Annotated in this window: 16 protein-coding genes; 11 read left to right on the forward strand and 5 right to left on the reverse strand. The window is 68.4% G+C overall.

Annotated features, from left to right (window positions below; translation table 11 throughout):
- The first annotated feature begins 10 nt into the window (after window positions 1–10).
- Genes ACLJO0_RS03865 through ACLJO0_RS03880 form a run of 4 tightly spaced genes read left to right on the forward strand, consistent with a single transcriptional unit; the run spans window position 11 to window position 2,586 of the window.
- Window positions 11–328 carry an SAV_915 family protein gene (locus tag ACLJO0_RS03865; protein ID WP_125791133.1) on the forward strand — a complete coding sequence of 106 codons (318 nt, stop codon included), beginning with the start codon at window positions 11–13 and terminating at the stop codon, window positions 326–328.
- On the forward strand, window positions 325–612 hold the full coding sequence (locus ACLJO0_RS03870) for a hypothetical protein (protein ID WP_410576561.1): 288 nt from the start codon (window positions 325–327) through the stop codon (window positions 610–612). Before ACLJO0_RS03865 ends, ACLJO0_RS03870 begins: the two co-directional genes overlap by 4 nt.
- 2 nt (window positions 613–614) lie before the next feature.
- Window positions 615–1,778, forward strand: a complete 1,164-nt coding sequence (locus tag ACLJO0_RS03875; RefSeq protein WP_410576562.1) for a hypothetical protein — start codon at window positions 615–617, stop codon at window positions 1,776–1,778.
- Window positions 1,765–2,586 carry a hypothetical protein gene (locus tag ACLJO0_RS03880; RefSeq protein ID WP_410576563.1) on the forward strand — a complete coding sequence of 274 codons (822 nt, stop codon included), beginning with the start codon at window positions 1,765–1,767 and terminating at the stop codon, window positions 2,584–2,586. Before ACLJO0_RS03875 ends, ACLJO0_RS03880 begins: the two co-directional genes overlap by 14 nt.
- Here ACLJO0_RS03880 and ACLJO0_RS03885 read toward each other — a convergent pair.
- Entirely contained in the window at window positions 2,573–3,292 is a 720-nt protein-coding gene (locus ACLJO0_RS03885; protein WP_410576564.1) for a VIT family protein, read from the reverse strand. The two genes, ACLJO0_RS03880 and ACLJO0_RS03885, sit on opposite strands and share 14 nt — an antisense overlap.
- A gap of 127 nt (window positions 3,293–3,419) precedes the next feature.
- On the opposite strand from ACLJO0_RS03885, the gene ACLJO0_RS03890 reads away from it, so the two are divergent.
- Both ACLJO0_RS03890 and ACLJO0_RS03895 read left to right on the forward strand, forming a co-directional pair.
- Entirely contained in the window at window positions 3,420–3,863 is a 444-nt protein-coding gene (locus ACLJO0_RS03890) for an AAA family ATPase (RefSeq protein ID WP_410576965.1), read from the forward strand.
- Window positions 3,860–4,642: a tRNA(His) guanylyltransferase Thg1 family protein gene (locus ACLJO0_RS03895; RefSeq protein WP_410576565.1), complete on the forward strand. Its 783-nt coding sequence runs from the start codon at window positions 3,860–3,862 to the stop codon at window positions 4,640–4,642. The genes ACLJO0_RS03890 and ACLJO0_RS03895 overlap by 4 nt, the downstream gene beginning before the upstream one ends.
- Here ACLJO0_RS03895 and ACLJO0_RS03900 read toward each other — a convergent pair.
- The gene (locus ACLJO0_RS03900; protein ID WP_410576566.1) at window positions 4,606–5,286 is read right to left on the reverse strand and encodes a DUF2848 domain-containing protein; all 681 of its coding nucleotides are present in this window, start codon (window positions 5,284–5,286) and stop codon (window positions 4,606–4,608) included. The genes ACLJO0_RS03895 and ACLJO0_RS03900 overlap by 37 nt on opposite strands.
- A 108-nt stretch (window positions 5,287–5,394) precedes the next feature.
- Here ACLJO0_RS03900 and ACLJO0_RS03905 point away from each other — a divergent pair, with 108 nt between their 5' ends.
- Together ACLJO0_RS03905 and ACLJO0_RS03910 are read left to right on the forward strand one after the other, a co-directional pair.
- Complete coding sequence (locus ACLJO0_RS03905; protein WP_410576567.1) at window positions 5,395–6,702, forward strand: MFS transporter; 1,308 nt, start codon at window positions 5,395–5,397, stop codon at window positions 6,700–6,702.
- Complete coding sequence (locus ACLJO0_RS03910) at window positions 6,699–7,034, forward strand: cupin domain-containing protein (RefSeq protein ID WP_410576568.1); 336 nt, start codon at window positions 6,699–6,701, stop codon at window positions 7,032–7,034. Before ACLJO0_RS03905 ends, ACLJO0_RS03910 begins: the two co-directional genes overlap by 4 nt.
- Window positions 7,035–7,087: 53 nt before the next feature.
- Here ACLJO0_RS03910 and ACLJO0_RS03915 read toward each other — a convergent pair whose 3' ends face one another.
- The 3 genes from ACLJO0_RS03915 to ACLJO0_RS03925 form a co-directional block, all read right to left on the reverse strand.
- Window positions 7,088–7,582: a DUF6319 family protein gene (locus ACLJO0_RS03915; protein ID WP_410576569.1), complete on the reverse strand. Its 495-nt coding sequence runs from the start codon at window positions 7,580–7,582 to the stop codon at window positions 7,088–7,090.
- A gap of 166 nt (window positions 7,583–7,748) precedes the next feature.
- Window positions 7,749–9,719: an acetate--CoA ligase gene (gene acs / locus ACLJO0_RS03920; RefSeq protein WP_410576570.1), complete on the reverse strand. Its 1,971-nt coding sequence runs from the start codon at window positions 9,717–9,719 to the stop codon at window positions 7,749–7,751.
- 100 nt (window positions 9,720–9,819) lie between these two features.
- Window positions 9,820–10,407: a GNAT family N-acetyltransferase gene (locus ACLJO0_RS03925; protein WP_410576571.1), complete on the reverse strand. Its 588-nt coding sequence runs from the start codon at window positions 10,405–10,407 to the stop codon at window positions 9,820–9,822.
- Between the two features lie 115 nt (window positions 10,408–10,522).
- Between ACLJO0_RS03925 and ACLJO0_RS03930 the strand changes: the two genes are divergently transcribed.
- The 3 genes from ACLJO0_RS03930 (at window position 10,523) to ACLJO0_RS03940 (ending at window position 12,664) form a co-directional block, all read left to right on the forward strand.
- Window positions 10,523–11,020 carry a phosphoribosyltransferase gene (locus ACLJO0_RS03930; RefSeq protein ID WP_125679778.1) on the forward strand — a complete coding sequence of 166 codons (498 nt, stop codon included), beginning with the start codon at window positions 10,523–10,525 and terminating at the stop codon, window positions 11,018–11,020.
- Complete coding sequence (locus tag ACLJO0_RS03935) at window positions 11,017–11,748, forward strand: oxidoreductase (protein ID WP_410576572.1); 732 nt, start codon at window positions 11,017–11,019, stop codon at window positions 11,746–11,748. Before ACLJO0_RS03930 ends, ACLJO0_RS03935 begins: the two co-directional genes overlap by 4 nt.
- Before the next feature lie 157 nt (window positions 11,749–11,905).
- Complete coding sequence (locus ACLJO0_RS03940; RefSeq protein ID WP_410576573.1) at window positions 11,906–12,664, forward strand: 3-hydroxybutyrate dehydrogenase; 759 nt, start codon at window positions 11,906–11,908, stop codon at window positions 12,662–12,664.
- The last annotated feature ends 1 nt before the right edge of the window (window position 12,665 follow it).

A 12,665-nucleotide genomic window follows, 5' to 3' on the forward strand; every position in this document is an offset into this window, starting at 1 on the left:
GGTTGACGAAATGACCAGTCCCGAAAACGCACAGCCGGAAAGCAAGCCGATCCCGCGGGAATTCCCGCCGGTCGTGTACCTGCCCTGTATGGAAGCGGTGGCCGACGCCAATGAAGCCCGCGTCGCCATGCGCACTACGAGAGACGGCAGGGTCGCGCTCCTCGCCTATTCCGCGCTCGATCGCCTGCACGATTGCTGTGGTCCCCATCAGCCTTGGATCGTCATGCCGACACCCGGGCTCGACGCGTTGCAGAAGGCGCAGCCCTTTCAGCTCCTGCTGCTCGACGTCGTGATTCCCGAGGACAAACGGCAGGAGGGAGCGGCGTGACCGGGCCGAAGGTCGATCACGACGTCCTCGACGGCATCGCCAGCACGCTTCGCAACGCCAGCTCCGACGTCGACGCGCTGGGGAATTCGGTCCCCGGCGCTCCCGACGCGGGAGTCGGGACGCCGGCGGTCGTCGGCATCCTCGCCCATTTCGTCGAGAACGCGAGTGCGCTGGTGCTCGGCGCGGCCGGTGCCGGCGACGACGTCGCTTCGGCGAACAAGGGCTACCGCGAGCAGGACCACGCCGCGGGAGAAGACGTCCGTAAAGCGGCCGGGGGGCGCTGACCATGGGGATCGACACGAAGATCGAGGGAAATCCGGAAAGCATCCGCGGCGCGGGGCATTGGCTTCGCGACTCGCTGGCGAAAAGCGTTTCGGACGCGGCGACGCAGATCTACCACGCCAGGAACAGCGCGGATGCCGGATGGGGTGGCGAGGGCGGCCAGGCCTTCCGCGCCAAGATGACCACCGGGGCCGAGAAGACCGACCAGTTGTCCGCCGCCGCCAAGACGGCCGCGCAGAACTTCGACACCTACGCCGCAGACCTCCACCGCGCACAGGAAGACATGCGCGGGGTCCGGAAACGCGCCGCCGCCGCCGGGCTCACGGTGAACGGCGACGTCATCGAGGATCCGGGCAAGGGCCCGTCCGCGCCCGGCGCCGCACCGACCGGTGAAGCCGCCACGCCGGAGGCGATGACGGCGCACAACGACGCCGTCACCGCGTCGAACGCGCACGCGGCCAAGGTCAAGGCGTACAACACAGCCAAGACCGAGTCCGACGCCGCGAGCCACATCGCGAAACTCGCGGGCGACACGCTGAAGAACGTCTGGCAGGACGTCACGCAGAAGTGGTTCCTCGTGGTCGGTGACCTCACCAGCGGTGCCGCCGGGACACTCGCCGCCAAACATTCGTCGATTCTCGGCAAACAGGCGAAGTTCCTTTCCGAGGAATCCGCGAAGTTCCTGGAGCGGGCGCGAACCGCGCCGGCGGGGACCCCCGCGTCGCAGATCTATCGCGATGTCGACCTCGGACGGACCGCTGCCCAGCAGGCGGACGACGTCGCCGCGGCGGCGAAGAACACCGATGCCAACGCGGCCAAATGGGGCCTTCGAGCGGGTGGCGCGCTCGCCGTCGCCGGGGTCGCCTACGACATCGCCAATGGCAAACCGGCCGCACAGGCGATCGTTTCCGGTGGCGTCGGTTTCGGCGCCTCGGTGGCCGCCGGCGCGGCGATCGGCACGCTGATCCCGGTGCCCGTCGTCGGAACGGCGGTCGGTGCCATCGGCGGTGCTGTGGTAGGTGTATTCGCGTCGGGCATGGTCGATTCCCTGTGGACCAACGGGATCGGCGACGTGGGCGGAGCGATCGAGGACGGGGCCGAAGCTGTGGGCGATGCGGGCAAGGCCATCGGCGGACTCGCCAAGGACGCGTGGGATGCCATCTTCTGATCTCCACGAGCGACCCGCGGAATGGCCGCCCGGTGACGGCGCGAAGTACAAGGCGGCGCTGGTCTTCGTCGTGCTCCTCGGGGTCGCCTGTGTGCCCGTCGGGTTCGGGTTCGTCGCGATCGGCAAGGCCGGTGCGCTGAAGTACGCTCTCCTGCTCGCAGCGTTGTTCCTGCTCACAGCGGTGTACGGGCTGGTGACGAGGATCCGTCCGGGGCACCGCCATGCCGACATCGCGATCACCACCTACGAGGGGCGCCCCGCCACCGAAATCCGCTACTCGCAAGCGGCCTTCACGGTCCTGACGCTGCTGGTGGTCTGCATGACGGCCATCTGCACGCTGGGCGCCTGGGACTTCCTGTCGGCGGGCGAAGAGGTGCCGGCGGCACCGGCCGGAGCGGCGTTGATGGGGCTCGCCGCCTTGTTCTTCTTGAGTTTCCTCGTGTTCGTGGTGGCGGGCCGGTTGCGGCGCGGCCGGGTCGTCCTGGCGCAGCAGGGGATTTTCCAGCGCGGGAGGGCCTTCTCGTCGTTCCTGCCGTGGGAGGCGTTCGCCGGGGCGAAGGCCGCATACAACGGAACGCCCGAAGTGTTGGTGATCGCCTACACCAACGCGCCATGGGACAGGCGGCCGCTCGGCGGGATCTGGAAGCTCGACAAGCTCCCGCCCGCGCCGATGATCGAGATCGACACGACGTCGTTCGCGCTCGACCCGACCGTGGTCTATCACCTGGTGCGGTTCTACGTGGAGAACCCGGCCGCCCGCGCGGAGCTGGGCACGGACGCCTCCCTGCGCCGGTTCAGCCCACGCTGACGCCGAACAGCACACCGACGTAGTAGGTCACCAGCATCGTCAGCGCGCCGACGCCGACGTTCCGCGCGATCGCGCGGCCGACGCGGGCGTCGCCGAGTTTCGCGCTGACGAACCCGGTCAGCGCCAGGCCGGCCGCCACCGCCGACGCGCACGCCCAGACCCGCGCCGAGGTCGGCGTCCACACGATCGACAGCAGCGGCAGCAGCGCGCCGACGGTGAACGCGACCAGCGAGGCCCACGCCGCCTGCCACGGGCTGGTCAGATTGTCCGGATCGATGCCGAGTTCGGCTTCGGCGTGTGCCTGCAGGGCGTCCTTTTCGGTCAGTTCGCGGGCGACTTCGGCGGCGAGTTCCGGGGACAGCCCTTTCGACTCGTAGATCTCCGCGAGTTCCCGTTCTTCGGCCTCTGGCATCTCTTTGAGTTCACGCTTTTCCAGGCGCAACTGGGCGCGTTCGGTGTCGCGCTGGGTGCTCACCGACACGTATTCGCCGCCCGCCATCGAAAGGGCACCCGCGACCAGCCCGGCGATTCCCGCGGTCGCGATCACGGTGGAGTCGGTGGTCGCGCCCGCGACGCCGACCACGATGCCCGCCACCGAAACGATCCCGTCGTTCGCGCCGAGAACCCCGGCGCGAAGCCAGTTCAGCTTGCCGCCCAGATCCGCGTGCGGCTCGTGCGGATGTGAAGTCGATACGGTATCGGTCACCTTTTCAGTGAAACACAAAGAACGGTATCCGGCGAGTGAAGGCCGTTTCGGTAAATAGAGGCAATCCTTATTGACTATTGCCTTACCTAACCCATCGGTTAGCGGCTAGGTTGAGTCCGTGGCAGAGATGGTGATCCTGATCGGGCTCCAGGCGTCCGGCAAGACGACGTTCTTCCGGCGGGAGTTCGCGAGCACGCACGTCCATGTCAGCAAGGACACCTTCCCCAACGCCCGGCGTCCCCAGGCCCGGCAACTGCGGATGCTGGCCGAAGCGCTCGAGGACGGCCGTTCGGTGGTCGTGGACAACACCAACCCTTCGCCGGAGGAATGGGCGCCGCTGGTCGAGGTCGCCAGGCGGTACGGCGCGCGGGTGCGCGGCTACTGGTTCCCACCGGACCTCGCCGGGTCCCACGAGCGCAACGCGCTCAGGAAAGGGAAAACGCGGGTGCCCGACGTCGGTTTGTATGCGACGCTGAAACGCCTCAGGCGACCTGGCGCCGAGGATGGTTTCGATGAGCTGTACTCCGTCGGTTTCGACGGTGAGGGCGGTTTCGTCGTGGAACGGGGGTGACCGTGGAATCCGGCGGTTTCGAGGCGCGGCAACGCGAACGCGAGTGGTTCCACGGCCTGACCGTCCCACCGGGATCGTGGACGGTGCTCCGCGTGGACGGCCGCGGGTTCTCCAAGTTCACCGAAACGCGGTTCGAGAAGCCCTTCGATCCCCGGTTCAGTGAGTGCATGGTCGAGGCGGCCAAGGCCTTGATGGCGGACTTCGCCGCGCCGTACGTCTACACCGAGAGCGACGAGATCTCGATCTTGCTCGATCCCGCCGTCGACCTGTTCGGCAGGGGAGTCGAGAAGCTCGTGTCGATCTCCGCCGGGATCGCGTCGGCGGCGTTCACGCACGCGGCCGGAGTGCCCGCGCACTTCGACGGACGCGTTTGGCTCGGCACGACGGCGGACGACGTCGTCGACTATTTCTCATGGCGTCAAGCGGACGCGACACGCTGCGCGCTCAACGGCTGGTGTTACTGGACCTTGCGCAAGGCGGGGAAATCGGCGCGGGAAGCGGGAGACGCCTTGGAGGGCGCGGGTATCCCCGAGAAGAACGAGCTGCTTTACGCGCATGGCATCAACTTCACTGAAGTGCCCGCCTGGCAGCGGCGCGGCGTCGGGCTGCACTGGGAATCCTACGAGCGCACCGGATTCGACCCGGTGCGCGAGATCGAGGTCCCCGCGACCCGCCGCCGCGTCCGCGTGGAGCGCGAGTTGCCGATGAAGGACGAGTACCGCGTCTTCCTCGGCGAACTGCTTCAGCCGATCGGTTCGGGCAGCCGCCGCACGGTGTAGGCGAGTTCGATCGTCTCGCCGGTCGCCGGGTCGCCCAGTTCCACGCGCCAGGAGTCGGCGAACTGGTCGACGCCGTGCACCATCGGGATGGTCCCCGAGATCAGCACGGTGCCCGGAGCGTGGAGGCCGCGTTCGCGCAGCACCTCCAGCCAGTACGACGGCGGCAGGAGCTCGGCGAGTTTCCCTTGCTGGATCAGGGTTTCCCCGGCCCAGGCGGACAGCGTGAGGTCGTCGAGCCGGTCCTGGACGTCGACGAGACGCCAGGCCTTGGCGGCGAGGACGTCGGGGCCGGCGTTCTTGCTCCACGCGACGCCGTGCGCTTCGAGCGCGCGGTCGGTGTGGTCGCAGGCGGCGGTCAGGAGGACGTCCTCGGGCTCGGGGCCGGTGATGACGATGGCCCATTCGGCCTCGCCGGAGGTCCGCTCGTGCTGCACGGGGACCTCGTCGGTCTGGCTCGCCAGGTACGGCGCGACCGGGTAGAGCGCCGGGATCACCGAAGGCGCGGGGACGCCGAGTTCGGCCAGTTCGGCCACGTGGGCGGCGACGTCCTCCTGGCTGCGACCGGCGTATCCGGCGTTCAGCAGCGTGTGGACCTCGGTCCGCCGCTCCTCGCCGCCGGGAAGGGTGAAACGCAGCTCAGGCATCTGTCCTCCGAGATTGGGGGTTGCGCATACAGCTTGTATACAAGGAGTATATCCGCAATTCAACCCCTCCCGGCGGGGTTGCGGATCTCCTACGGACGGGATGTGGACATGACCTCACCAGCCGGTGACCGGCGTTCGCTGCACAAGGCCTTCGCGGCCAGCCTCTCGGGGACAGCGCTCGAGTGGTACGACTTCGCGGCCTACTCGGTGGCGGCCGCGACGATCTTCGGGCAGCTCTTCTTCCCCTCGGAAGATCAGCTCGCGAGCACGATGGCGGCGTTCTCCACCTACGCCGTCGGCTACCTCGCCCGGCCGCTCGGCGGATTCCTCTTCGGCCGCCTCGGCGACGTGCTCGGCCGCAAGCGGATCCTGGTCATGACGCTCGTGCTCACCGGGGTGGCGACGTTCCTCATCGGTGTCCTGCCCACGTACGAGAGCATCGGCGGCTTCGCGGCCGTGCTGCTCGTCGCGCTGCGGTTCGCGCAGGGTGTCGGCATCGGCGGCGAATGGGGTGGCGCCGTCCTGCTCTCCAGTGAGTTCGGCGATCCGGCCAAACGCGGTTTCTGGGCGTCGGCCGCCCAGATCGGCCCGCCCGCGGGCAACCTGCTCGCCAACGGTGTCCTCGCCGTACTGGCCGCGCTGCTCACCGAGGCCCAGTTCAACAGCTGGGGCTGGCGGATCGCGTTCCTGCTTTCCGGCGCGCTGGTCGGTTTCGGTCTGTGGATCCGGCTCAAGCTGGAGGAGACGCCGGTCTTCAAGCAGATCCAGGAGCGCGGCGAGCGTTCGTCGGCGCCGATCTCCGAGGTCTTCCGCACCGAACGCCGTGCGCTGGTCGCGGCCGTGCTGATCCGCGTCTGCCCGGACGTGCTGTACGCGCTGTTCACCGTCTTCGTGCTCACCTACGTCACCACGCACACCGGCCTCTCGCGTGGCGCCGGGCTGGCCGCGGTGATGATCGGTTCGGCGTTCCAGCTGGTGCTGATGCCGTTGTTCGGCGCGCTCTCGGACCGCGTCTCGCGGCGCAAGATGTACCTGGTCGCGACCATCGCCGCCGGGATCTGGCCGTTCGTGTTCTTCCCGATGGTCAGCGGCGGTTCGTTCCTCATGCTGGCGCTCGGCATCGTGCTCGCGCTGGTCATCCACGCCGCGCTCTACGGCCCGCAGGCCGCGCTCGTCACCGAGCAGTTCTCGCCGCGCCTGCGCTACACCGGCAGCTCGCTGGCGTACACCCTCGCCGGTGTGATCGGCGGGGCGCCCGCGCCGCTGCTGTTCACGGCGCTGCTGGCCGGCTTCGACACCTGGGTCGCGATCGGGGTCTACCTGCTCGCCACCGCGGTGGTGACCGTCGTCGGTGTCCTGCTCGCCCGTGACCCGGACCGCGAGGAGGAGGCGGCGGCCATGGAGCCCGCGCGATGACCTGGTCCCCGATGTCCACAGTGGAGGGTCTGCCGCTGATCGGCGGGCAGGGCCGGTTCCGGACGCTCGCCACGGCGGAAGGCGGTCTGGCGTACGAGATCCACTATCCGGCGGGCGTCGCTTCGCCCGTGCACAGCCACGATCACGACAGCATCGTGTACCTGCTGTCCGGTTCGCTGCGCGGCACTCTCGACGGCAGGGAAGTGACCCTCGAAGCGGGCGGGACGATCGTCCACCCGCGCGGGGTTCCGCACAGCGTCGAGGCCATTGTGGACAGTCAGTGGATCGAGTTCAAGACGCCGCTGCCCTCGCGGCCGCCGATCGCGGAATGAAAAACCGGGGCGGACACTGATATCCAGCGTCCGCCCCGGTCGGGAGGAAAGTCTTACGCGTCCAGCTCGGCCAGCGCCAGCTTCGCCTTCTCCAGCTCGGCTTCGAGCTGAGCGACCTTCGCGGCCTGAAGCTCGCGGGCGGCGTTGATGACCTCGTCGATCGGGCCCGACAGGTCCGCGTGCAGTTCCTTGGCGGCGCGGGACACGGCGGCGGCCGGGATCTCCAGGCCCTTCGCGACCCACTTGGCGCCGTTCTTGAGCTCGGCCTGCCACTCGCCGTCGGCGGTGCCGGTGACCGTGAGGGTCAGCTCGACGGTGCGGGTCTTCTTCGCCGTCGTGGCGACCTTCGGGCGGCCACGCTTGGGCTTGGGGGACTCCACCGCGCTGTCGGTGGCGTCTTCGGTGGGGTTCTCCGGGGTTTCCGGAGTCTCGGTCTTGGCCTCGGCAGGGGCTTCGGCCGTCTCCGCCTGCGGCGTCGAGTCGACGGGCGCTTCGGTAGCCGCTTCTTCGGACACGGCGTCAGTGCGTGTCAAGGCATCCACGGTCATCGTCGGTGTCGTCTCCTTGCCCGGGTATGGGGTGGTACCCGGCACATCCTAGAACAGGCGTTCGAGTGATGCGAACCGGGGTGTGGTAGGCGTGTCGGACGCCATGAAAGGTCCTTTCCTTGCAAAATTTGCAAGGAAAGGACCTTTCATGGCGCGTGAGGTGGGGTTACTCCTCGGACTTGCCGGTCTTCAGGCCCGAAGAGATCAGGTCCATCACCGACGAGTCGGCCAGCGTGGTCACGTCGCCGACCTGGCGGTTCTCGGCGACGTCGCGCAGCAGGCGGCGCATGATCTTGCCGGACCGCGTCTTGGGCAGCTCCTGCACGACCAGGATCTGCCGCGGCTTCGCGATCGGGCCGATCTCCTTGGCGACGTGGTTGCGCAGCTCCTGCACGGCCTTGTCGCCACCGTCCACCGCGTTGCCGCGGAGGATGACGAAGGCGACGATGCCCTGCCCGGTGGTCGGGTCGGTCGCGCCGACGACGGCGGCCTCGGCGACCGTCGGATGCGAGACCAGCGCGGACTCGACCTCGGTGGTCGAGATGCGGTGCCCGGACACGTTCATCACGTCGTCGACCCGGCCCAGCAGCCAGACGTCGCCGTCGGTGTCGTACTTCGCGCCGTCGCCGGCGAAGTAGTAACCCTGGTCGGCGAAGCGGGACCAGTAGGTCTCGCGGAAACGCTCCTCGTCGCCCCAGATGCCGCGCAGCATGCCCGGCCATGGCTTGTCGAGCACGAGGTACCCGCCGCCGCCGTTGCCGACCTCGACGCCCTGGTCGTCGACGACCTTCGCCGAGATGCCCGGCAGCGCCTTCTGCGCCGAGCCCGGCTTCGTGGCGGTGACGCCCGGCAGCGGCGAGATCATGATCCCGCCGGTCTCGGTCTGCCACCAGGTGTCGACGATCGGCGCCGAGTTCGCGCCGACGTTCTCGCGGTACCAGATCCACGCTTCGGGGTTGATCGGCTCGCCGACACTGCCGAGCACGCGCAGCGACGAGAGGTCGTACTTCTGCGGGATCTCGTTGCCCCACTTCATGAACGTGCGGATCAGCGTGGGCGCGGTGTAGTAGATGGAGACCTTGTGCTGCTGGACGATCTCCCAGTGGCGGCCCTCGTGCGGGGTGTTCGGCGTGCCTTCGTAGACGACCTGCGTCGTCCGGTTCGCCAAGGGCCCGTACACGATGTACGTGTGCCCGGTGATCCAGCCGATGTCGGCGGTGCACCAGTAGACGTCTTCGCCGGCCTTGTGGTCGAAGACGTTGTGGTGCGTGTACGCGGCCTGGGTCAGGTAACCGCCGGAGGTGTGCAGGATGCCCTTCGGCTTCCCGGTGGTGCCGGAGGTGTAGAGGATGAAGAGCGGGTGTTCGGAGTCGAACGCCTGCGGCGCGTGCTCCGCGGACTGGCCGTCGACCAGTTCGTGCCACCAGAGGTCGCGGCCTTCGGTGATCGGCACCTCTTCGCCGGTGCGTCGGACGACGATGACCTTCTCGACCGATTCGGCGCCTTCGAGCGCTTCGTCGACATTGACCTTCATCGGGGCGGCCTTGCCGCGGCGGTACTGGCCGTCGGTCGTGATGACGATCCGCGCCGCCTGGTCGTCCACCCGGGATCGCAGTGCTGTCGGGGAAAAACCACCGAAGACGACACTGTGCAAGACGCCGATGCGGGCACACGCGAGCATCGCGACGATCGCTTCGGGCACCATCGGCATCTGGATGGCGACCCGGTCGCCCGCCGTGAGGCCGAGGGACTCGAAGGCGTTCGCGGCCTTGGAAACCTCGTCCTTCAGCTGCGCGTAGGTGATGTCACGGTTGTCGCCGGGCTCGCCGACCCAGTGGATGGCGACCTGGTCGCCGTGCCCGGAATCGACATGGCGGTCGACGCAGTTGTAGGCGACGTTGAGCTTCCCGCCCACGAACCACTTCGCCACCGGCGCATTGGTCCAGTCCAGTACTTGAGACCACTTCGTTTCCCACTGGAGGCGCTCGGCCTGCTTGGCCCAGAACGCTTCGCGGTCGGCGTCGGCTTCGGCGTAGAAGTCGGCGGTGGCATTCGCTTGCGCGCTGAAAGCCTCACTTGGGGGGAAGGTCCTGCTCTCCGTGAGCAAATTGTCCAGCGCCGGCGACTGCTCGGTCATGGTGCGATGCCTCCTGTGATTCGCGTGTCTTCACGCCCGTTGGCACGCTATCGACGTTACGACGCGAAGTAAAAGGTTGCATCGTGGTTGCGCGCGGCATTCACACGCTTGAGGACAAAGCGGTACGGACCGCCGGCCATTCTGGTCCGGTGACGGAGTAGACGACGGTGTCACGGATGGTCCCGTCGGGCCGGACGCGATGCGCGCGCAGCACCCCTTCCCGTTGCGCGCCGAGACGTTCGATCGCCTTCTGGGACTGGAGGTTGCGGATGTCGGTCTCCCACGAGACGCGGTTCGCGCCGAGGTCGTCGAAAGCGTGGCGCAGCAACAGGAGTTTCGACTCGCGGTTGAGTCCGGTCCGCTGCCATTCGGAACCGATCCAGGTGTAGCCGAGGGAAACGATCTTGTGGCGCGCGTTCATCGCGTAGAACGACGTCGTGCCCGCGACCTCGCCGGTGCGGGCGTCGATCTGGGCCCAGGCGCGGCGGTCCGGGTCGGCGAGGATGCCGTCGACCATGGTTTCGGCGGCGGCGAGGTCGCGCGGCTGCCGGAGGCTGAGCCAGGTCCAGATCGCCGGGTCGGAGCCCGCCGCGAACAAGCCCTTCGCGTGATCGCGGGTCAGCGGCTCGAGGCGGACGCGTTCGCCGCGCAGGGTGGCATGGACACTCCAGCTGTTCCAGTCGGTCACGGGCTCGACGCTACGTCCCCGCAATGGCCTTACTGGAGAGCCAGTTTCGAAGCATTCGAGAAGGCCACTGGGGCGTTGCCTATGCTCGCGGGAACGATCGAGAAGGCGAGGCAGCATGGCCGAGGAGCGGGAAGAGCTCACCTGGGAGTTGTTCGGGACGGCCAGCAGGGAGCTGGCGCAGGCCGTCGCCGACGACGGCTTCGAGCCGGACCTCATCCTGTCGATCGCGCGAGGCGGGCTGTTCGTCGCGGGCGCGCTCGGCTACGCGCTCGACGTGAAGAACCTGCACGTGATGAACGTCGAGTTCTACACCGGCGTCGACCAGCGTCTCGACCTGCCGGTGATGCTGCCGCCGGTGCCGAACGTCGTCGACCTGACGAAGAAGAAGGTGCTCGTCGCCGACGACGTCGCGGACACGGGTGCGACGTTGAAGCTGGTCCGCGACTTCTGTGCCGACCATGTCGCCGAGGTGCGCTGCGCGGTCGTCTACGAGAAGCCGCGCTCCGAGGTCAAAGGTGAGTACGTCTGGAAGCACACGGACCGGTGGATCAACTTCCCGTGGTCGGTGCAGGCACCGGTCGTACGCCGCGAGGGCCAGGTGCTGGACGCGTGACGGATCCGCTGAAGCCGCTGCTGGACCTCGAAGGGGTCGCCGCGGCCGCGAAATCGGCACAGGACGCGGTGTTCGCCGTCCACCGGCTGCCAGCCAACCTGCGCGGCGGCGCGGAGACGGCCGCCGAAGCGTCCGTGCGGTCGGCGCGGGCGTCGGCGGGGATCGAAGGCGCCGCGCCCGAACTGCCCGAATCCGGTGAGGTGACCGATCCGGTCCTGGCAGGCGCGCTGCGGGTCGCGGAAGCGCTGGAAAGTCTGCTCCCGACGTGGCGTCGTGCGCCGTTGCAGGCGTTGGCGCGCTTGCACCTTCTCGCCGCGTCGGATCTCGTGACGGATCCCGACGCGCTGGGGCGGCCGCGGTCGTCCGGCGACGTCGGTCCGCGGCTGGAGATGCTGGCGCAACTGATCACCGGGGCGACGTCGGTGCCGGGGCCGGTGCTGACCGCCGTCGTGCACGGGGAACTGTTGGCGCTCAAGCCTTTCGGCTCCGCGGACGGTGTCGTCGCGAGGGCCGCGGCGCGGCTTTCGGCGGTGGCGACCGGGCTGGACCCGAAGGCGCTGACGGTGCCCGAGGTGGCGTACTTCCGGCGCGTGCCGAAGTACCTCGAAGCCGCTTCGGCGTTCTCCGGCGGGACTCCTGATGGCGTCCGGGCTTGGCTGCTCTTTTCGTGTGAAGCCTTCGAGACGGGGGCCCGCGAGGCGAAGTCGATCTCCGACGCCGCCGGCTAGACCCCCGCAATTCGGCACCTGGTTGCGATACTTGCACGCGCAACCAGCGCAACCAGGTGCCGAATTGCGGGGTGTGTGGCGCCCACACGGGATCTTGTGCAGGTGTAGGGCGTAACCACATGGTCTAAGTGCCGGGAGCGACCTAACGTCGTCCGGCATGAGTGGTGCGTATCACAGCGATCTGGCCGGTAAGTCCGCGCTGGTCACGGGTGCGGCGAGCGGGATCGGCCTGGCCTGCGCCGAAGCGCTCGCCGAGGCGGGGGCCAAGGTCCACCTCGCCGACATCGACGACGCCGTCGAGAAGGCGGCCGCCGGCATCAACGGCATCGCGCACGTCGTCGACCTCACCGACGCACAGGCCGTCGAGACCCTCCCGGCCGAGATCGACATCCTCGTCAACAACGCCGGTTTCCAGCACATCGCGCCGATCCACGAATTCCCGCCGGAGACCTTCACCGGCATCCAGGCGCTCATGGTCACCGCGCCGTTCCTGCTCATCCGCCGCGTGCTGCCGAACATGTACGACCGCGGCTGGGGGCGCGTGGTCAACATGTCCAGCGTCCACGGCCTCCGCGCGAGCCCGTTCAAATCCGCGTACGTCACCGCGAAACACGCGCTCGAAGGGCTCTCCAAGGTCACCGCGCTCGAAGGCGCGGAACACGGCGTGACCAGCAACTGCGTCAATCCCGGCTACGTCCGCACGCCGCTGGTCACCGGCCAGCTCCAGGCGCAGGCCGAAGAACACGGGCTCGAACGCGACGCCGTCATCGAACAGGTCCTGCTCCGCCGGTCGGCGATCAAGCGGCTCATCGAACCCGCCGACGTCGCCGCCTGCGTGCTCTGGCTGTCCGGCGACCGCGCCGCCCACGTCACCGGCACCTCCATCCCCCTCGACGGCGGCTGGACCGCCGCGTGAA

The sequence above is a fragment of the Amycolatopsis sp. lyj-108 genome (assembly GCF_046549005.1).
In the GTDB taxonomy this organism is placed as follows: Bacteria; Actinomycetota; Actinomycetes; order Mycobacteriales; family Pseudonocardiaceae; genus Amycolatopsis.